Here is a 16,659-nt window from a genome sequence, read left to right as displayed (position 1 = left end):
CTGTAGGACAGTTGTCGCAGGTTATCAGTTACTGCGCGTCCAGTTGCTTGCCACGGGTTTCCGGCAAGCTCAGCGCCGCCAGGATCACCACGCCGTAGGACACTGCTGCGAAGGCACCAATGCCTACACTCAGCGGTACTTTCTGGCTGAGCAACCCGATCAGCAGCGGGAACAATGCCGCCAGCGCCCGGCCGATGTTGTAGCAAAAGCCCTGCCCCGAGCCGCGAATCCGTGTCGGGAACAGCTCTGTCAGAAACGCACCCATGCCGCTGAAAATCCCCGAAGCGAAGAATCCCAGCGGGAAACCCAGCCACAACATCACGCCATTGCTGACCGGCAACTGGGTGTAGAGCAGAACGATGGTGAACGAGCCGACTGCGAACAGGATGAAGTTCTTCTTGCGCCCCAGCAGGTCGGTCAAATAGGCACTGATCACATAACCGGCGTAGGAACCGATGATCACCATCGCCAGATAACCGCCGGTGCCGAGTACGCTCAAGCCGCGTTCGTTTTTCAGAAAGGTCGGCAGCCAGGAGGTGATTGCGTAGTAGCCGCCGAGGGCACCCGTGGTCAGCAAGGAAGCGCGGAACGTGGTGAAGAGCATGCCGGGGGCGAAGATCTCGTAGAACTTCGACGGGCTTTCCGGAGTTTGCTTGGCCTTGGCTTCGCGGTAGATCTCGGGATCTTTCACCAGACGGCGGACGAAAATCACGAACACCGCCGGCACGATGCCGAGGATGAACAGTGCGCGCCAGGCATCTTCCGGTGGCAGCACCGAGAACAGCAGCGCATAGAGAATTGCCGTCAGCCCCCAACCGAGTGCCCAGCCGGATTGCACCATGCCCACCGCTTTGCCGCGATCCTTGGCGCGGATCACTTCACCGATCAGCACCGCGCCGGCGGTCCATTCGCCGCCGAAACCGAAGCCCATCAGGGTGCGGGCGATCAGCAGTTGTTCGTAGTTCTGGGCGAAACCGCAGAGGAAAGTGAAGAAGGCGAACCACAGCACCGTCAGTTGCAGGGTGCGTACGCGGCCGATGCGGTCGGAGAGAATACCCGCCACCCAACCACCGATGGCCGAAGCGATCAGCGTGCTGGTGTGAATCAGCCCGGCTTCTCCGGTGGTGATGCCCCACATCGCGATCAGGGTCGGCACCACGAAGCTGAGCATCTGGGTGTCCATGCCGTCCAGACCGTAGCCGATCTTGCAGCTCCAGAACGTCCGGCGCTCCTGCTGATTGATGTTGCGATACCAGTCGAACGGGCCGGGACGGGCCGTGGTCTTGGGGAGGTCGAGGGTGTCGGGCGCACTCATGGCATGTCTCCGCAGGCTTTTATTGGTCTTGTTCGAAGCTCCGACGACGCCTATCGTGGGAACCGGATGCGTCGATTCTTGGGTGCGTCACCCGGTCGCGTCCAACGAATAAAAACCCGCCCAAGACATAAGAAAAATTTGTTGCCATGAACCTGAAGTTTCTCGAGACCTTTGTCTGGGTCGCCCGGCTGAAGAGTTTTCGCCTGACCGCCGACAAGCTGTTCACCACTCAGGCTTCGATCTCCAGCCGGATCGCGGTGCTCGAAGGCGAGCTTGGAGTAAAGCTGTTTGTGCGCGATTCACGCGGTGTGAGCCTGACGCCGGAAGGCCTGAAAGTGCTGGACTATGCCGAGCAGATGCTCGATACGATGCAGGCGCTGAAGCAGTCGATCGAGACCCGATCGAGCAAGGTCGGCCGGGTTCGCATCGGGGTAATGGACACGGTGATTCACACCTGGCTCAGCCCGTTGGTGGCGCAGATGACCGATCTGTATCCCCGGGTGGAAATCGAGCTGGTGGCGGATACCTCGCTGAACCTCTGCGATCAGCTGCAAAAAGGGTTTCTCGACCTGATCCTGCAAACCGATCTGGTGCGCCATGAAAGCGTGCGCAGTCTGGAACTGGCCAGCCACCCTATCGGCTGGATCGTCGCCAGCAATTCGATCTACAACCGCGACTACCAAAGCCTCGCCGACCTGGCGCAGGAACGGATCATCACCTACTCGAAAAACTCCCGGCCGCATCAGGACATTCTGGCGCTGATGCAGGCCCAGGGCGTGCTGGCGCCACGCTTGAACTGTGTGAACTCGGTGTCGGCGATCACCCGGCTGCTGCGCGACGGATTCGGCATTGGCGCACTGCCGCCAGTGTTGGTGGCCGAGGAACTGGCGCGGGGCGAACTGACCCTGCTCGACATCGACCAACGGCCACCCGCCCTACAAGTAGTGGTGTCGTGGCGGGTGGGTGTGGAATGGGTCGAAGAGATTGTGACGCTGTGTCAGCAGGTGCTGGAGGGGTACGCGCGCAAGGTGGGCACGGATTACATCGTTCTGAGCTGATCGTTCCCACGGCGTGGGAACGATGCATCGAGGTTTACAGCCCGCGCACATCCCGGTCTTCGATCGGCCGGCTCTGGCGCAGGCGCTTGCCACCCAGCACCACCCAGTCAATCAGACGGAACAGGCATTCGAGGCCGAACGATAGCAGCAGCGCACCGCTCATGCCCCAGATCATTGCTTCCGGTGTCAGCAGAATCTGGTAGCTGTAGCCGTTCCAGGTTTCCTTGCGGATATCCGGATCGGCGGCCAGCACCACTTGCAGGAAGCGGATGTACCACGGGCCCTGCATCGCCTGGAATTGCTTGTCCAGCGCCAGTTGACGGTTGAGCAAGGTGCTCAGGCTGTCCGCATCGCTGCGAAACACCGGGTCCTCGCTGGCACGATAGTGAGCGACCAGTGCCTGCAGATCACCCTTGAAGAATTGCTCGGCTGTGCCCTGGAAGCCGCGCAGACCGGTCTGTGCTTCGATCAGATGCGCTTCGACCCGCTTGGCGTAATCGTTGATGAACCCCGGCACCTGGACACCGATCAACAGGCCCGCCGCAAACAACACCAGCCGTAGATAACTGAGCAACATCGAGGATAGATCCTTTATTCGGTCGTGCCCTGGCTGACGCATTCGCCGCGTCGCCACAGGCTCCATTGGCCCGGTTCGTAGCGGGTCCAGGTTTCGTTTTCGGTCAAGGGTTCGGTGGCAATCACCGTGACCACGTCGTTTGGCGTGGTTTCGGCCTGGAAATCGACGATCACATCGACATCCTTGAGCCGCGCCGGGCCGAACGGTGCGCGACGGGTGATCTGTGCCAGTTTGGTCGAGCAATAGCAGAAGAGCCAGTCGCCGTCGCTGAGCAGGCAATTGAACACGCCTTTGCTGCGGTACTCGGCGCAGGCCGCGACCAGATCCGGCAGCAGCACTTCTATATCGACCGGTTCCGGAAACGCTGCACGTACGCGGTTGAGCAAATCGCAGAACGCCGCCTCGCTGTCGGTATCGCCGACCGGGCGGTAGAAACTCTTGATCGGGGTGAAATCGGCGAGCTGGCCGTTGTGCGCGAAGCACCAGTTGCGTCCCCACAGTTCGCGGACGAACGGGTGGGTGTTGGACAGGCAGACCTTGCCGACGTTGGCCTGACGGATATGGCCGATGACCACTTCGCTCTTGATCGGATAACGCTGCACCAGATTGGCGACTTCCGACTCGCAGCTGGCCGCCGGGTCCTGAAACAGCCGCAACCCGCGACCTTCATAGAAGGCGATACCCCAGCCATCGCGGTGCGGACCGGTGCGACCGCCGCGCTGCATCAGCCCGGTGAAGCTGAACACGATATCGGTCGGCACGTTGGCGCTCATGCCCAATAGTTCACACATGTGCGGGCTCTCGTGATTACAGACGCGGCTCGACGCGCCCGCGCTGCGGATTGCTCGGCAGCGGTGGGCGGCCGTAACGATCGTCGCCGGCGCCGCCGAACGGTTGATCGCCGTCACGCTCGTCTTCGGCACGGGCGGCTGCGCGAGCGACTTCGGCCTGCTCCTTGCGAGCGTTCGAAGCGCGCTCGATCGGAAAGCGGATCAGCACGAAAATCAGGTACAGGCCGAACGCGATCATGGCGTACATGAGCAGTTCGGAAATCGCGCGCCAGGCGTTGTTGCCGACCTTGAACGCCAGATCCAGCACAGTGATGGCGATGGCCGGGGCGAATTTTTCCTTCACCGGGTCAATGATGGTCGGGCTGAACAGCAACACCGCCATCAATACACGCAGCGGCTCGCGCAACCAGCGCCACATCCAGCGGGTCAGGCGCATCCACACCAGCAGGCAGCCCACGGCGGCAAAGGCGTAAAGGCCCCAGGCGATCAGATAGTCGTTCTCGGTCATGGTGTCCATGGCAAGGCAGGCAAAGAGGCGCTTATAGTAACGACTTTTCGCACATCAGGCTTCCCCGCCGTCCGTGCGGTCCTCATTTGTAATGTTCGAGAGCCCTCCATGCCCGTATCCGCCAACGTCACCAGCGCCCCGATTGCCCGCAAGGATGCCGGTCACGACCCGTATGCCTGGCTGCAGGAACGCGACACCGACGCGGTGCTCGACTACCTCAAGGCCGAAAACGACTATCAGCAGGCGCAGACCGCCGATCAGGCAGAGCTGCGTGAAACCCTGTTCGAAGAGATCAAGGGCCGGATCCTCGAAACCGATCTGTCCCTGCCGTCGCCGTGGGGCCCGTATCTGTATTACACCCGCACCACCGCAGGTGACGAATACCCCCGCCACTACCGCTGCCCGCGTCCGGCCGACGACAGCCTGACCCTTGACGAAAGCCGCGAACAGCTGCTGCTCGACCCGAACGCTCTGGCCAATGGCGGCTTTTTCTCCCTCGGCGCATTCAGCATCAGCCCGGATCACCAGCGCCTGGCCTACAGCGTCGATGCCTCGGGCGACGAGATTTACACGCTGTTCGTGAAGGAATTATCCAGCGAACGTGTCAGCGAACTGGAATTCCAGGACTGCGACGGCAGCATGACCTGGGCCAACGACAGCCTGACACTGTTCTTCGGCGTGCTCGACGACACCCATCGCCCGCATAAACTGTTCCGCTACCGCCTCGACGGCACCGCCGCCGAAGAGGTGTTCCACGAGCCGGACGGTCGTTTCTTCCTGCATTGCTATCGCGCCAGTTCCGAACAGCAATTGCTGCTGTCCCTGGGCAGCAAGACCACCAGCGAAGTCTGGGCGCTGGACGCCAATCAGCCGCACCAGCCGTTCACCTGCCTGGCGCCACGGGTCGAGGATCACGAATACGATGTCGACCACGGCAAACTCGACGGCGAATGGACCTGGTTCATCCGCACCAACCGCGACGGCATCAACTTCGCGCTGTATCAGGCGCCGGACACCGGCATCGCGCCGAGCGAAGCCGACTGGCAGAACCTGATTCCCCACAGTGATTCGGTGATGCTCGATGGCGTGACCCTCAACGCCGAAGCCCTGACCCTGAGCCTGCGCGAAGGTGGACTGCCGATCATCGAAGTGCGCCCACATGGTCTGGCGCCTTATCGCGTGCAATTGCCGGACGCGGCCTACAGCCTCTATGTGCAAAACAGCCTGGAATTCGAAAGCGACCGCATTCGCCTGCGCTATGAAGCGCTGAATCGCCCGGCCCAGGTTCGGCAACTGATCCTCGCCACCGGCGAACAGGAAGTTCTCAAGGAAACCCCGGTGCTCGGCCCGTTCGACGCCGACGCCTACGTCAGCCAGCGCCTGTGGGCCACGGCTCCGGACGGCACGCTGGTGCCGATCAGTCTGGTGATGAAACGCGAAATGCTCGGCAAACCGGTGCCGCTGTACCTCTACGGTTACGGCGCCTATGGTTCGAGCCTCGATCCGTGGTTCTCCCATGCTCGCCTGAGCCTGCTGGATCGCGGCATGGCGTTCGCCATCGCCCACGTGCGCGGCGGCGGTGAGCTGGGCGAAGCCTGGTACCGCGCTGGCAAGCAGGAGCAAAAGCAAAACACCTTCAGCGACTTCATTGCCTGCGCCGAGTTCTTGATCCTCAACGGCATCACGACCGCGCCGCAACTGGCGATCAGCGGCGGCAGCGCCGGCGGTTTACTGATCGGTGCAGTGCTCAACCAGCGCCCGGAGCTGTTCGGTGTGGCGATTGCCGAAGTGCCGTTCGTCGATGTGCTCAACACCATGCTCGATCCGGATCTGCCGCTGACCGTCACAGAGTACGACGAGTGGGGTAACCCCGAAGAGCCGGACGTTTACGAGCGAATCAAGACCTACGCGCCGTACGAAAACGTTACTGCGCAGGCGTATCCCGCGACGCTGGTGATCGCCGGCTACAACGACAGCCGGGTGCAGTACTGGGAAGCGGCCAAGTGGGTGGCGAAACTGCGCGCAACCAAGACCGACAACAACCCGCTGCTGCTCAAGACCGAACTGGGCGCCGGCCATGGCGGGATGAGCGGGCGTTATCAGGGATTACGTGACGTAGCCCTCGAATACGCATTTGTTTTCAAGGTTCTGGGCATTGCCTGAGGAACTCCGCCGGTCAGTCAGGTCTTAATTCCGGGCACCGGGAGCCGATAAGCAGATCGGCCCCCGGTGGCGAGCCTGCCACCCGACACAAAACAAAAAAGACCGCACGACATGTCAGAACCAACTCTACTGAACAACGAAATCCGCGACTGGCTGATGGACTGCGGCCTGTTCGATCAATTGCAACTGGCGGATTTCGCCGCCGCTTCGGGCTACTTCAGCATCAGCACCGTAGCTGAAGGCGAAGCGATCTTCCGCGAAGGCGATGCCGGCAGCTTCATGTGCATCATCCACACCGGCCAGGTGGCCGTGCAGAAGACCGGGGCTGACGGCCAGGTCATCACCATGGCCACCCTGCGCAGCGGCCGGGCCTTCGGTGAAATGGCCGTGCTCGATGGCGAACGCCGCTCGGCGACTTGCGTGGCGGCGAGCAACTGTCAGTTGCTCAACCTGGGCAAGGATTCACTGGAAAAAATGCTCAACGACGCGCCGAAGATCGCCGCCAAGATCATCCGCGCCCTCGCCGTCTCCCTGTCCAAACGCCTGCGTATGGCCGACGGCCAACTGGCGGCGCAGCAGATCTAGCCGCCGGGGGATTTGGCTTTGCCGTCGCTGGGTTCGAGACCCGGCACCGGCTGATCCTTGGACGGCGGGCTGGGCATCTCGATCGGCACCAGCGGTGGCCCGCCACTGCCGGAACCTGTCTTGGGAATCGGTACCGGACTGATTTGCGGATACGGGGTTGGCGTCGCAGTGCCGGGCGAACCCGGTTGCGGCGTCGGGCTGACGGGAATCGTCTGTTGGGCCTGCACTGCAGTAATCGAGAGCGCGGCCAGGGTAATGACCGTTAGAATGGTGCGCTTCATCAAGGGCTCCGTTGGCCTGAAGTCTGTGTTCAGGCTACTCCCAACGCGCCTGCTTGCCTTCCCCCCTGTAGAGATTTCCATGAAACGTTTCGTTCTGCTCGACACCACGCCGATCCCTGACAACGGCGGCGCCCTGTGCCTGTTCGAGTATGGCGAGGACTTTGTCATCAAGATCCAGGGCGGCGACGGCGGGCAATTGATGAACACCCGCATGCACGGTTCTGAAGATGCACTGGCCGAGATTCCGTGCCGCAGGGTCGCCGGCCGACCGGGCTCGCGCGTGCTGATCGGCGGTCTGGGCATGGGCTTCACCCTCGCCTCCGCGCTCAAGCATCTGGGCAAGAGCGCCGAAGTGGTGGTCGCCGAACTGGTGCCCGGCGTCGTTGAATGGAACCGTGGCCCGCTCGGTGAAAAGTCCGGACGCCCGCTGCTCGACTCACGCACGGTGATCCGCCAGGAAGACGTGGCCAAGGTGCTGCAAAGCGAGCCGAACGGCTTCGACGCGATCATGCTCGACGTCGACAACGGCCCCGAAGGCCTGACCCAACGTGCCAACAGCTGGCTGTATTCCGCCGCCGGCCTCGCTGCTTGCGCCAGGGCGATGCGGCCCAAAGGCGTGCTGGCGGTATGGTCCGCCAGCGCTGACCGGCAGTTTTCCGACAATTTGAAGAAGGCCGGTTTCAAGGCCGAGGAAGTGCAGGTTTTCGCCCACGGCAACAAGGGCACCCGCCACACGATCTGGATTGCCGAGAAGCTCAAGGGCTGAGCTAAACTTGCGTCATAACCGTCATTAGTCTTTCTACAAAGGTGAACCCATGAGTTCGTCCACCCCGACCAACACTTCGAAGCTGGATCGCATCCTTGCCGATAACCAGCGCGACAAGGAAATGGGCTACCGCGACAAGGCCCTGAAGATGTACCCGCACGTGTGTGGCCGCTGCGCCCGTGAGTTTTCCGGCAAACGCCTGAGCGAGCTGACCGTACATCACCGCGACCACAACCACGACAACAACCCGCAGGACGGTTCCAACTGGGAACTGCTGTGCCTGTACTGCCACGACAACGAACACTCGCGCTACACCGACCAGCAGTATTTTGGCGAAGGCTCCCTGAGCACGCCGAAAATCGCCAAGGCCACGCATAACCCGTTTGCGGCACTGGCCGGCCTCATGAAAAAAGAAGACTGAGCCAGCCATGATCGTTCCCACGTCGAGGCGTCGAACTGCCCGCGTGGGAACGAGCACATAAGTCACCGCAGATCCTGAATCTGCCCGCCCTCCCCCAATCCCCGTATAATCGCCCTCTTTTTCCCGAAGGCACCCCGCTCGTGGCAGACAAACGGTACAGCTGCATTGGTTTGTATAACCCCAAATCACCGGAAAACGTCGGTTCGGTGATGCGCGCCGCAGGCTGCTACGGCGTGTCGACCGTGTTCTACACCGGCAAGCGCTATGAGCGCGCCGCCGATTTCGTCACCGACACCAAGCGCGTGCACTACGACATTCCGCTGATCGGCATCGACGACCTGAAAAAGATCCTGCCGCTCAATTGCGTCCCCGTTGCCGTGGAACTGGTCGACGGCGCCCGCCCGTTGCCGGAATACACCCACCCTGATCGCGCTCTGTACATCTTCGGCCCCGAAGACGGCTCGCTGGATCAAGAGATCCGCGATTGGTGCGAAGACGTCGTGTACATCCCGACCACCGGTTGCATGAACCTCGCCGCCACGGTCAACGTCGTGCTTTACGACCGCATGGCCAAAGGGCTGAACACTCGCTCCGGGCCGAAATTTCGCTGAACCGCCGCACATCCGATGGAACAAGCTGACCGCCCCGGCAGTCAGCTTGTTTATCGACTACTCATTGCCTGGAGAAAGATCATGACCGAGCTCAAACGCGTCGAGCGTATCGAATCCACCCCGTTCCAGACCCGTTCCGAACAGAACGTTGAAGGCTGGGAGCGCATCGGCTCGCTGGCCGGCGGCGTGATCATGGTCGGCAAGGGCCTGCGCCGTGGCGGCGTGTTCGGTCTGATTCAGGTGGCGATTGGCGGCGTGGCCATGGCCCGTGGCATCACCGGGCACAGTTCGGTGAAAAGCCTGCTGGAGAAAAGCCGTCAGGACATGAACAACGTGCGCACGAAGATCGAGCGCGCCGGTGAAGAGCTGAACAAGCTCAAAGCCAATGCCGAAGCGGCGACCAAAACCGCCACCGTGACCGGCAATGATTCGGTGAAGTCGCCCAAAGCCGGGGTCTGATCGCTACTGAATCAATCCGGTATCAAGCACCTTGGACGACTCGCCGATGACACTTTCGGCGAGTTGTACAAACGCCTTGGTATCCACCGTCCCCAGATGCATCGCTCCGCGCAGCACATCATCCAGCGACCGTTTGTTGCGGGTCTTCAGACGGATCTCGCGATCCAGTTCCTGTAACAGCTGAACCGCTTTGGAGACCTGCGCCGGGCTGATCTGCTCGCCGCGCAACGTCGTCACCTTCTGGCTGTCTTTCGCCAGTTTCACCTGATAAGCCTGATAACGCTCATCGCTCATACCGCCAGCACGGCGAACCAGCTCGACGGCGTAATACTCGGCGAAACCTTCCTTGATCCAGTCACTGCGCTGCTCATCGTTGATCAGCCCGAACACTTGCGCCAACTCGCGGACCAATGAGCTGCTGCCGCTCTCGCTGACCAGTGGCAACCGCGTGTTGAGATAGATCGACTCCCGTGCCGCCAGGCTGCCGCGCCACATCGGGTCGTTGGCACCGACAATCAGCAGTTTGCCGGGATGGCGCGGATACACCGCTTGCACCTGCGGCCAGACGAATGTCAGCAGAGTCAGCACGTCCATCCGGCGCATGCCCTGGCCTTGGGGCGAGGCCACCGTCACTTCGGTTTCACCCAATCGTGTGCGGCGGCTGCCGAGATGACCGGCGAGCATCCAGCCCGTGGGTCGGTCGAACAGGCGTGACGGATTGTCGATGCGGAATTTGTTCTTGCCGATGCGCGGCCAGGCGGTTTCGACGCTTTTCCAGCCGTCGGGCAGTTCGAATTGCAGGCGTGAGACCAGTTCGATGCCGTCCTGTTGATCAAGCTTCGCAGGGGGTACCAGTTCATCGCCGCGCATCAACGCCCAGGTCGGGGTCATGCGCGTGTCGAAGCTGCCGCTCTTGCGGCCGTGGCTGATGCGCACGCGGTAGGTCAGGCTGGCCTTGTCCGCCGTCGGGTGCCAGACCCCGCGCGCCGGTTTGCCCGTCGTCAGTTGCCACTGGCCGTCGGCCTTGAAGTCGCTGTAATGGCTGCCGTCGCCGAGATCGAAGTCCAGACTGCGCACGACCTCGCCCTTGGCCAGGGTCAGACGCACTTCCGCCTGATCGCTTTGCGGCAACAGACGCACGTGGTAATCCAGATCGACTTTTTTCGCAGCCCACACCGGCGCGCTCAATACCAGCAATCCTGTGAGCAGTGCCTGACGCAATCCCGAAGCCATGCACACTCCTTTGTGAATCGGTGAAGGTTTATCCGGCCCGGAAAATCAGGTGATCTTCCCAATCGTCTTCCGGCACGCTGCCTTCGGCGAGCATGCGCCCGGACTGGGAAATCCGCTCGTGGTGCACGGCGTCGCGATCACCGCAGACCAGGTGATGCCACAACGGCAGGTCCTTGCCCTCGCTGACCAGTCGATAACCGCAGGTCGGCGGCAGCCATTTGAATTCTTCGGCCTGGCCCGGGGTGAGCTGGATGCAGTCCGGGACAAACTTGATGCGGTTCGGGTAATCGCTGCACTGACAGGTTTTCAGATCCAGCAGTTTGCAGGCGATACGCGTGTAATAGACGCTGTTGTCTTCTTCATCCTCGAGCTTCTGCAGGCAGCACAGGCCACATCCGTCGCACAGCGATTCCCATTCCTCATGATCCAGTTGATCGAGGGTTTTGCGTTTCCAGAACGGTTCGACTTTGGCGGCCATGGCTCAAGCATCAACATCAGGTGGTGAAAAGGCCGCCAGTCTAGTGCCCAGGGCCCCGAGGGCCAAGCGCTGGCGACTGCCGGTTGTGCAGGGCTTGTCAGTTTTTGCGCGGCCAAGTAGCTTTGCCGTTCTCAAGAAGCCCTGGCCGGGTGCCATTAACGCTCGACCGCGTTGCATTCCGGTGAACTGCACGGCTTCAGATACAGCCCCCATCGTTCAGCCCAACTGATCCCGCCGGGTTTTGCTTCAAACCTATCCTCAAACGTAGCAAGGAATCTCTCGATGAGTGCCAACCCTCGCGTTGCCGAATACGCCATTCACCCGCAGTTCACCGATCGCTGGTCGCCCCGCGCCTTTACCGGCGAAGCGATTTCCGAGGAAACCCTGCTGAGCTTTTTCGAAGCCGCGCGCTGGGCGCCGTCGGCGTACAACTCGCAGCCGTGGCGTTTTCTCTACGCCCGTCGCGACACGCCGAACTGGGAGCGTTATCTGGGCCTGCTCAACGAATTCAACCGCAGCTGGGCACAGCACGCGTCGGCGCTGGTGATCGTGATTTCGAAAACTACCTTCACCGCACCGGGCGCGACCGAAGAAACGCCAGCGCTGTGGCACACCTTTGACACCGGTTCCGCGTGGGGTCATCTGGCGCTGCAAGCGAGCCTCAGCGGCTGGCACACCCACGGCATGGCCGGCTTCGATCAGGAGCTGACCCGTAAAGAGCTGAACATTCCGCAAGGTTATGCGCTGCACGCCGCCGTCGCGGTGGGCAAGCTGGGTGACAAGGCAACCCTGGCGGATTACCTGCAAGCGCGGGAAACGCCGAGCCCGCGTCGTCCGTTGAGCGAGCTGGCGGCTGAAGGCGATTTCACCCTCTAAGCTACATCGTTTGATCGTTCCCACGCAGACGGTTCGACGTGGGAACGATCTCTCAGAACTCAGTAACCGCGCGCGAAATCCACTTCCCCACGCAACGCTTCGCCCGCCTGATACGCCCGCAAATTATCCAGAAACAACTGCACCATCATCGGCGGCGACGTCGGTGCCGAGCTGTGCCCGGTCAACAGCAAACCCCAGGCGGTCCAGAACGGATGACGTTGCGGCAGTGGTTCCTGGCGGCAGACGTCGATCACCGCGCCGGCCAGATGGCCTTCCTTCAGCGCTTCCACCAGATCCGCATCGACTACCGCCACACCGCGCCCGGCGTTGATGAACAATCCGGTCGGCTTGAATTGCTTGAACAGCGCCGCGTCGTAGATGTCGTGGGTGTGCTCGGTGTTGGGCAGCAGATTGACCACGTAATCCACTTCGCCCACCAGCCGTGGCAGGTCCGCCATCGAACCGACTTCGACAAACGGCGCCTGCTCCCGGGCGCTGCTGGCGATGCCGTACAACTCAACGCCGAATGGCCGCAGAAACTGCGCGACGCTCTGGCCAATGTCACCGGTGCCGACGATCAGCACCTTGCGCCCGACCAGGCTCTGACCGGTGCGATTGTCCCACTTGCGCTCGACCTGGCTCACCAGCCGGGCCAGCACTTCGCGCTCGTGACCGAGCATGTAGGTCAGCACGTACTCGGCCATCACCTGCCCGAAAATGCCGACCGCCCGGGTCAGGCGGTAATCCCGGCGCAGGCCGTCGGCCAGCAGCGGCGTGATGCCGGCCCAGGTCGATTGCAGCCATTGTGGCTGGTGGCCTTGACGCAGCAGGGTCGCCAGCAGATCCGGCTGCCCCAGCCACACCGGGCAATCGACGGCCTGGCGAGCCAGTTCGGCGGAGTCACCGCTGGTCAGCACTTCAAGCTCCGGGGCCGCCTGACGCAGCAGTCGGGCGTATATCGCGTGGTCGTGTTCAGCAATCAGAACGCGCATCTTCAAACCTTTCGCAAACCGTGCAGACGGCCGCCCACTTCGTGGCAGTCGTCGCCGTAAAAACAGTTCCAGGGATTACAAGAGGCCCGGGACCGGGCCTCGCAGGTCAGACCGGGTCGTTGCGTCGCAGCAACTCTTCCGGCAAGTGCTCGATGTACTCTTCCTCGGCCGGCGGCATCTGCAGGTGATAGCCCTGCTTGTCGAGGTTCTCCAGGACGACGGCGATGTCTTCGCTGGCCAGCTTGCGCTCGGGGGTCAGCACCAGATCGAAGGAATGCTTCGCCTTGCCGAACGCCGCCATCAGGCCTTCCGGCACACGCTCCAGGGCATCGCTTTTGAGCACGTAAAGGTACATGCCGCTTTTCTTCGAACTTTGGTAAATGGAGCAAATACGTTTCATGGCTGTTCTCCGGCAGTGGCCAGGCTGTCGAGCAGCTTCTGGCCCATCAATTCGCGGCGCCAGCCACGCAGCGAATCAGGCAATTGGTAAGGGCCCTCGGGGAAGCCGCTTTTGACCAGCGCTTCGAGGGTTTTCTTGCGCAGCATCAGTTCCGGTGCGATGCCCAGGCGTTCGGCCTCGGCCTGGCCCAAGGCGCGCAGTTGCTTGATCAGCGCGGCAGCTTCGATCGGCAGCGGCTCCGGCACGGCTGGCGGCCACTGATCAGGCCCCACACTGCCAGAGCGCTTGATCAGATCAAGCAGAAACTCGCCGTCCTGACGCACGGTACGCGGGTGCATGTCTTCGATCTTGCCCAGCGCGCTGAGGTTGTCCGGTTGCGTGCGGGCCAGCGGCCACAACGAATGCTCACGGACGATACGGTTGCGCGGCAGGTCGCGGGCACGGGCCTCGCGCTCACGCCAGGCGCACAGTTCGCGCAGAACAGCGAGTTGTGCGCGGGACAGTTTCCACGCCAGTTTCGCCTCGCGATACACCTCGTACGGATCGGTCTCGCGACGCAGGTTGGCGACCAGTTCGGCGCCGTCCTCCAGCACCCAGGAAAATTTGTCGTCAGACAGTTTCGGACGCAGTTGTACGAAAACTTCCGCAAGATGCACGGCGTCTTCGGCGGCATAGCTGATTTGCGTGTCGGACAACGGACGCTGCAACCAGTCGGAACGGGTTTCGCCCTTCGGCAGTTCGATGCCAAGCACTTCCTGCACCAGACGCGAATAGCCCATCGAGAACCCGAGGTTCAGGTAGGCCGCAGCCAGTTGCGTGTCGAACAGCGGCGCCGGCAGGCTGCCGGTCAGGCGCAGCAGGACTTCGAGGTCTTCGCTGCAGGCGTGCAGAACTTTGAGCACCGCCGGGTTTTCCAGCAACGCCGCCAGCGGTTGCCAGGCGTCAATGGTCAGCGGGTCGATCAGATAGGCGCGTTTGCCGTCGCCGACCTGCAACAGACCGGCAATCGGGTAGAAGGTGTCGACCCGCATGAATTCGGTGTCGAGGGCAACGAAAGGCAGCTGCTGCCACTCGGCGCAAAACTGCGCGAGGCTATCGTTGTCGCGAATCCAGTGAATATCGATGGCCACACGGCTCTCCCTTCAAGAATGGCGCGCAGTATATATCGCCACCGGCGCTTTCCGCGCCTCTGCAGGGCAAGAGCGTTGATGAAATCTCCTGCCTGCCAGCAAGAATAGTCTTACAGAACAATTCCGACGGATCAGTCCTTGGCCAATACGCCGTCGATGACCGCACCACGGCAACCGGCAAACAGATCCAGATCGTGCTGATAGACCTTGCTCTGCACTTCCAGCAGACCGAGCATCGAATGGAACAGGTTGTCCTGGCTCAACGGTTTGTCGCGGCTCAATTGCAGGCAATGGGTGTCGACCGAATAGGACTTCTGATAGCTGTCAGAGAACCACGCCAGCATCGCCACATGTTTCTGTTGTTCCGGCGCCAGCATGTATGGCGTGCCGTGCAGGAACAGGTTGTACTCGCCCAGGGACTCGCCGTGATCGGAGAGGTACAGCATGGCGGTATCGACTTTCTCCTGATTGCTGCGCAACACATCGATCAGGCTCGACAGCACATGGTCGGTGTACACCAGCGTATTGTCGTAACCGTTGACGATGCTCTCGCGGCTGCAATTGTTCAGCGCGTTGCTTTCACACACTGGCGTGAAGTGCTCGTATTCCTTGGGATAACGCTTGAAGTATTCCGGGCCGTGGCTGCCCATCTGGTGCAGCACCAGCACGGTGTCCTTGTCCAGGTGATCAATGAAACTCTGCAGGCCTTGCAGGAGGATTTCGTCACGGCATTCGCTGTTGGCGCAAAGTGCCGGGTCTTTCAGATTACTCACATCCTGCAGGGTGACGCGATCGCAGGTGCCTTTGCAACCCGACTGGTTGTCGCGCCAGATCACATCGATGCCGGCGCGTTTGAGCACGTCCAGCAGCCCTTCTTCATTCTTCGCCTTGCTGGCGTCGTAATCCTTGCGGCCCATGTTGGAGAACATGCACGGCACCGACACGGCCGTTTCCGTGCCGCAGGAATGCACGTCAGTGAAGGCGATCAAACCTGCTTCCTTGTCCAGTTTCGGCGTCGTATCACGGCCGTAACCGAGGATGCCGAAGTTCTCCGCCCGGGCACTTTCGCCCACCACCAGCACGGTCAGCGACTTGCGCGGACGGTTTTGCAGTGCGGGGTTACGCTGGGCGTCTTCACCGATCTTGATGAACGGTTGCCGGGCGGAAACCACCTGTTCCCGCAGATAGCCGGCCGACGCGCCGATGTAATTGCTCGGCACCAACATCAGGCGCAATTCGTGGTGGTTGCGAAACAGCGAAGACAAGCCCTGATAGTTGACCAGCGCCACGCCGCCAATCACGGCGACCGATGCTGCACACACCACAACTTTGCTTAATAACTCTCGGTGCCAGCGACGATATTCAACGGGCAACTTCCACAACAACCACGACGGCAATACGCCCAAAAACAACATATAGGCGAACAACTTCAATGACAGCAGATCACGAACTTCGGTGGCATTGGTTTCAGCGAAGTTGCGAAACATGCCGGCGTCAATCATCACGCCATACTGACTCATGAAATAAGCCACACCGGCACTGATCAGAAACAGCGCCGCCAACACCGGTTTCAATACCGGGCGAAACGCCAGAAGGGTCAGCACGATGTTGTATGCCGCGAAGATCATCACCCCGAACGCAATGCCCATGGTGATGCCGCCGGCACCGGTAATCTCGAGGAGATGTTGCCAAAGTACGAAATTGAATCCGATCAAAAGAAAGGCGCTGGCAAACAACGTCACCCATTCCGGGCGCACGGCTTTTAACTTCAACATAGGCGGGGGGCTATTTCCTGAAAAGAAGCGCCGTGGCCAATTGTGAAAACTTCATTGACCCGGGCGATGAAAACTCTACGCAGGCCCCCATCAATTTTTTGTGAAAAAGAAGCCAACGATTAGTTGGCTCATGAAATAACCATGAATTCTGAACATTCGTCAGGTGTGATTCAGAAAAAATACAGCTCGCTCCGGCAGAGCGCACGGGAGGCGTATCGACTTTTTAAATACTCCTCGGGA

The 16,659-nt window shown here is 61.0% G+C and carries 19 protein-coding genes; 8 read left to right on the top strand and 11 right to left on the bottom strand.

The window, feature by feature from the left end:
• Window positions 1-28: 28 nt before the first annotated feature.
• The gene (locus NH234_RS08330) at window positions 29-1,315 is read right to left on the bottom strand and encodes an MFS transporter (RefSeq protein ID WP_085730031.1); all 1,287 of its coding nucleotides are present in this window, start codon (window positions 1,313-1,315) and stop codon (window positions 29-31) included.
• Window positions 1,316-1,461: 146 nt separating this feature from the next.
• On the opposite strand from NH234_RS08330, the gene NH234_RS08325 reads away from it, so the two are divergent.
• On the top strand, window positions 1,462-2,373 hold the full coding sequence (locus tag NH234_RS08325) for a LysR family transcriptional regulator (protein ID WP_192553062.1): 912 nt from the start codon (window positions 1,462-1,464) through the stop codon (window positions 2,371-2,373).
• Window positions 2,374-2,407: 34 nt separating this feature from the next.
• On the opposite strand, the gene NH234_RS08320 is transcribed toward NH234_RS08325, so the two are convergent.
• The 3 genes from NH234_RS08320 to NH234_RS08310 are packed head-to-tail and all read right to left on the bottom strand — an operon-like array spanning window position 2,408 to window position 4,258.
• Window positions 2,408-2,950 carry a DUF2937 family protein gene (locus NH234_RS08320; RefSeq protein WP_085710286.1) on the bottom strand — a complete coding sequence of 181 codons (543 nt, stop codon included), beginning with the start codon at window positions 2,948-2,950 and terminating at the stop codon, window positions 2,408-2,410.
• Window positions 2,951-2,964: 14 nt separating this feature from the next.
• Entirely contained in the window at window positions 2,965-3,741 is a 777-nt protein-coding gene (locus NH234_RS08315; protein WP_003222625.1) for a class II glutamine amidotransferase, read from the bottom strand.
• A 16-nt stretch (window positions 3,742-3,757) separates the two neighbouring features.
• On the bottom strand, window positions 3,758-4,258 hold the full coding sequence (locus tag NH234_RS08310) for an MFS transporter (RefSeq protein WP_085730029.1): 501 nt from the start codon (window positions 4,256-4,258) through the stop codon (window positions 3,758-3,760).
• 99 nt (window positions 4,259-4,357) lie between these two features.
• On the opposite strand from NH234_RS08310, the gene NH234_RS08305 reads away from it, so the two are divergent.
• Both NH234_RS08305 and NH234_RS08300 read left to right on the top strand, forming a co-directional pair.
• Window positions 4,358-6,412, top strand: a complete 2,055-nt coding sequence (locus NH234_RS08305; RefSeq protein WP_367256276.1) for a S9 family peptidase — start codon at window positions 4,358-4,360, stop codon at window positions 6,410-6,412.
• A 111-nt stretch (window positions 6,413-6,523) separates the two neighbouring features.
• Complete coding sequence (locus NH234_RS08300) at window positions 6,524-6,997, top strand: cyclic nucleotide-binding domain-containing protein (protein WP_085710279.1); 474 nt, start codon at window positions 6,524-6,526, stop codon at window positions 6,995-6,997.
• On the opposite strand, the gene NH234_RS08295 is transcribed toward NH234_RS08300, so the two are convergent.
• Entirely contained in the window at window positions 6,994-7,278 is a 285-nt protein-coding gene (locus tag NH234_RS08295; RefSeq protein ID WP_085730027.1) for a hypothetical protein, read from the bottom strand. The genes NH234_RS08300 and NH234_RS08295 overlap by 4 nt on opposite strands.
• Before the next feature lie 79 nt (window positions 7,279-7,357).
• Between NH234_RS08295 and NH234_RS08290 the strand changes: the two genes are divergently transcribed.
• The 4 genes from NH234_RS08290 to NH234_RS08275 all read left to right on the top strand — a co-directional run bounded on the left by NH234_RS08290 (window position 7,358) and on the right by NH234_RS08275 (window position 9,535).
• The gene (locus tag NH234_RS08290) at window positions 7,358-8,044 is read left to right on the top strand and encodes a hypothetical protein (protein ID WP_367256275.1); all 687 of its coding nucleotides are present in this window, start codon (window positions 7,358-7,360) and stop codon (window positions 8,042-8,044) included.
• A 49-nt stretch (window positions 8,045-8,093) separates the two neighbouring features.
• On the top strand, window positions 8,094-8,465 hold the full coding sequence (locus NH234_RS08285) for a YajD family HNH nuclease (RefSeq protein ID WP_007944009.1): 372 nt from the start codon (window positions 8,094-8,096) through the stop codon (window positions 8,463-8,465).
• Window positions 8,466-8,605: 140 nt separating this feature from the next.
• Window positions 8,606-9,076, top strand: a complete 471-nt coding sequence (locus NH234_RS08280) for an RNA methyltransferase (protein WP_007958066.1) — start codon at window positions 8,606-8,608, stop codon at window positions 9,074-9,076.
• Window positions 9,077-9,157: 81 nt separating this feature from the next.
• Complete coding sequence (locus tag NH234_RS08275; protein ID WP_085730024.1) at window positions 9,158-9,535, top strand: DUF2892 domain-containing protein; 378 nt, start codon at window positions 9,158-9,160, stop codon at window positions 9,533-9,535.
• A 3-nt stretch (window positions 9,536-9,538) separates the two neighbouring features.
• Here NH234_RS08275 and NH234_RS08270 read toward each other — a convergent pair whose 3' ends face one another.
• Both NH234_RS08270 and NH234_RS08265 read right to left on the bottom strand, forming a co-directional pair.
• On the bottom strand, window positions 9,539-10,768 hold the full coding sequence (locus NH234_RS08270) for a hypothetical protein (RefSeq protein WP_367256273.1): 1,230 nt from the start codon (window positions 10,766-10,768) through the stop codon (window positions 9,539-9,541).
• 28 nt (window positions 10,769-10,796) lie between these two features.
• Window positions 10,797-11,246, bottom strand: coding sequence for a YcgN family cysteine cluster protein (locus tag NH234_RS08265; protein WP_003222605.1), 450 nt, complete (start codon window positions 11,244-11,246; stop codon window positions 10,797-10,799).
• A gap of 282 nt (window positions 11,247-11,528) precedes the next feature.
• On the opposite strand from NH234_RS08265, the gene NH234_RS08260 reads away from it, so the two are divergent.
• Entirely contained in the window at window positions 11,529-12,122 is a 594-nt protein-coding gene (locus NH234_RS08260) for a nitroreductase family protein (protein WP_007958056.1), read from the top strand.
• Between the two features lie 59 nt (window positions 12,123-12,181).
• Here the strand turns inward: NH234_RS08260 and NH234_RS08255 are convergent, their stop codons facing one another.
• From NH234_RS08255 to NH234_RS08240, 4 genes are all read right to left on the bottom strand, one after another.
• Window positions 12,182-13,114 carry a D-2-hydroxyacid dehydrogenase gene (locus tag NH234_RS08255; RefSeq protein ID WP_085710268.1) on the bottom strand — a complete coding sequence of 311 codons (933 nt, stop codon included), beginning with the start codon at window positions 13,112-13,114 and terminating at the stop codon, window positions 12,182-12,184.
• Window positions 13,115-13,220: 106 nt separating this feature from the next.
• On the bottom strand, window positions 13,221-13,514 hold the full coding sequence (locus NH234_RS08250) for a YcgL domain-containing protein (protein WP_085703814.1): 294 nt from the start codon (window positions 13,512-13,514) through the stop codon (window positions 13,221-13,223).
• Window positions 13,511-14,644: a ribonuclease D gene (gene rnd, locus NH234_RS08245; protein WP_085730021.1), complete on the bottom strand. Its 1,134-nt coding sequence runs from the start codon at window positions 14,642-14,644 to the stop codon at window positions 13,511-13,513. Before rnd ends, NH234_RS08250 begins: the two co-directional genes overlap by 4 nt.
• 131 nt (window positions 14,645-14,775) lie before the next feature.
• Window positions 14,776-16,419: a phosphoethanolamine transferase gene (locus NH234_RS08240; protein ID WP_085730020.1), complete on the bottom strand. Its 1,644-nt coding sequence runs from the start codon at window positions 16,417-16,419 to the stop codon at window positions 14,776-14,778.
• Window positions 16,420-16,659 lie beyond the last annotated feature (240 nt).

Source organism: Pseudomonas sp. stari2 (genome assembly GCF_040760005.1).
Taxonomy (GTDB): Bacteria; Pseudomonadota; Gammaproteobacteria; order Pseudomonadales; family Pseudomonadaceae; genus Aquipseudomonas.
The sequence above is the reverse complement of the archived record's forward strand: the minus strand, read 5'-3'. Positions and strand labels throughout refer to the sequence as shown.

What these genes read in the sequence shown, in the direction of transcription:
- NH234_RS08270 (WP_367256273.1), bottom strand. Translation starts at nt 10,768, where the DNA reads ATGGCTTCGGGATTGCGTCAGGCACTGCTCACAGGATTGCTGGTATTG.
- NH234_RS08315 (WP_003222625.1), bottom strand. Translation starts at nt 3,741, where the DNA reads ATGTGTGAACTATTGGGCATGAGCGCCAACGTGCCGACCGATATCGTG.
- NH234_RS08325 (WP_192553062.1), top strand. Translation starts at nt 1,462, where the DNA reads ATGAACCTGAAGTTTCTCGAGACCTTTGTCTGGGTCGCCCGGCTGAAG.
- NH234_RS08310 (WP_085730029.1), bottom strand. Translation starts at nt 4,258, where the DNA reads ATGGACACCATGACCGAGAACGACTATCTGATCGCCTGGGGCCTTTAC.
- NH234_RS08295 (WP_085730027.1), bottom strand. Translation starts at nt 7,278, where the DNA reads ATGAAGCGCACCATTCTAACGGTCATTACCCTGGCCGCGCTCTCGATT.
- NH234_RS08255 (WP_085710268.1), bottom strand. Translation starts at nt 13,114, where the DNA reads ATGCGCGTTCTGATTGCTGAACACGACCACGCGATATACGCCCGACTG.
- NH234_RS08300 (WP_085710279.1), top strand. Translation starts at nt 6,524, where the DNA reads ATGTCAGAACCAACTCTACTGAACAACGAAATCCGCGACTGGCTGATG.
- NH234_RS08260 (WP_007958056.1), top strand. Translation starts at nt 11,529, where the DNA reads ATGAGTGCCAACCCTCGCGTTGCCGAATACGCCATTCACCCGCAGTTC.
- NH234_RS08275 (WP_085730024.1), top strand. Translation starts at nt 9,158, where the DNA reads ATGACCGAGCTCAAACGCGTCGAGCGTATCGAATCCACCCCGTTCCAG.
- NH234_RS08330 (WP_085730031.1), bottom strand. Translation starts at nt 1,315, where the DNA reads ATGAGTGCGCCCGACACCCTCGACCTCCCCAAGACCACGGCCCGTCCC.
- NH234_RS08305 (WP_367256276.1), top strand. Translation starts at nt 4,358, where the DNA reads ATGCCCGTATCCGCCAACGTCACCAGCGCCCCGATTGCCCGCAAGGAT.
- NH234_RS08290 (WP_367256275.1), top strand. Translation starts at nt 7,358, where the DNA reads ATGAAACGTTTCGTTCTGCTCGACACCACGCCGATCCCTGACAACGGC.
- NH234_RS08265 (WP_003222605.1), bottom strand. Translation starts at nt 11,246, where the DNA reads ATGGCCGCCAAAGTCGAACCGTTCTGGAAACGCAAAACCCTCGATCAA.
- NH234_RS08250 (WP_085703814.1), bottom strand. Translation starts at nt 13,514, where the DNA reads ATGAAACGTATTTGCTCCATTTACCAAAGTTCGAAGAAAAGCGGCATG.
- NH234_RS08240 (WP_085730020.1), bottom strand. Translation starts at nt 16,419, where the DNA reads ATGTTGAAGTTAAAAGCCGTGCGCCCGGAATGGGTGACGTTGTTTGCC.
- NH234_RS08320 (WP_085710286.1), bottom strand. Translation starts at nt 2,950, where the DNA reads ATGTTGCTCAGTTATCTACGGCTGGTGTTGTTTGCGGCGGGCCTGTTG.
- NH234_RS08285 (WP_007944009.1), top strand. Translation starts at nt 8,094, where the DNA reads ATGAGTTCGTCCACCCCGACCAACACTTCGAAGCTGGATCGCATCCTT.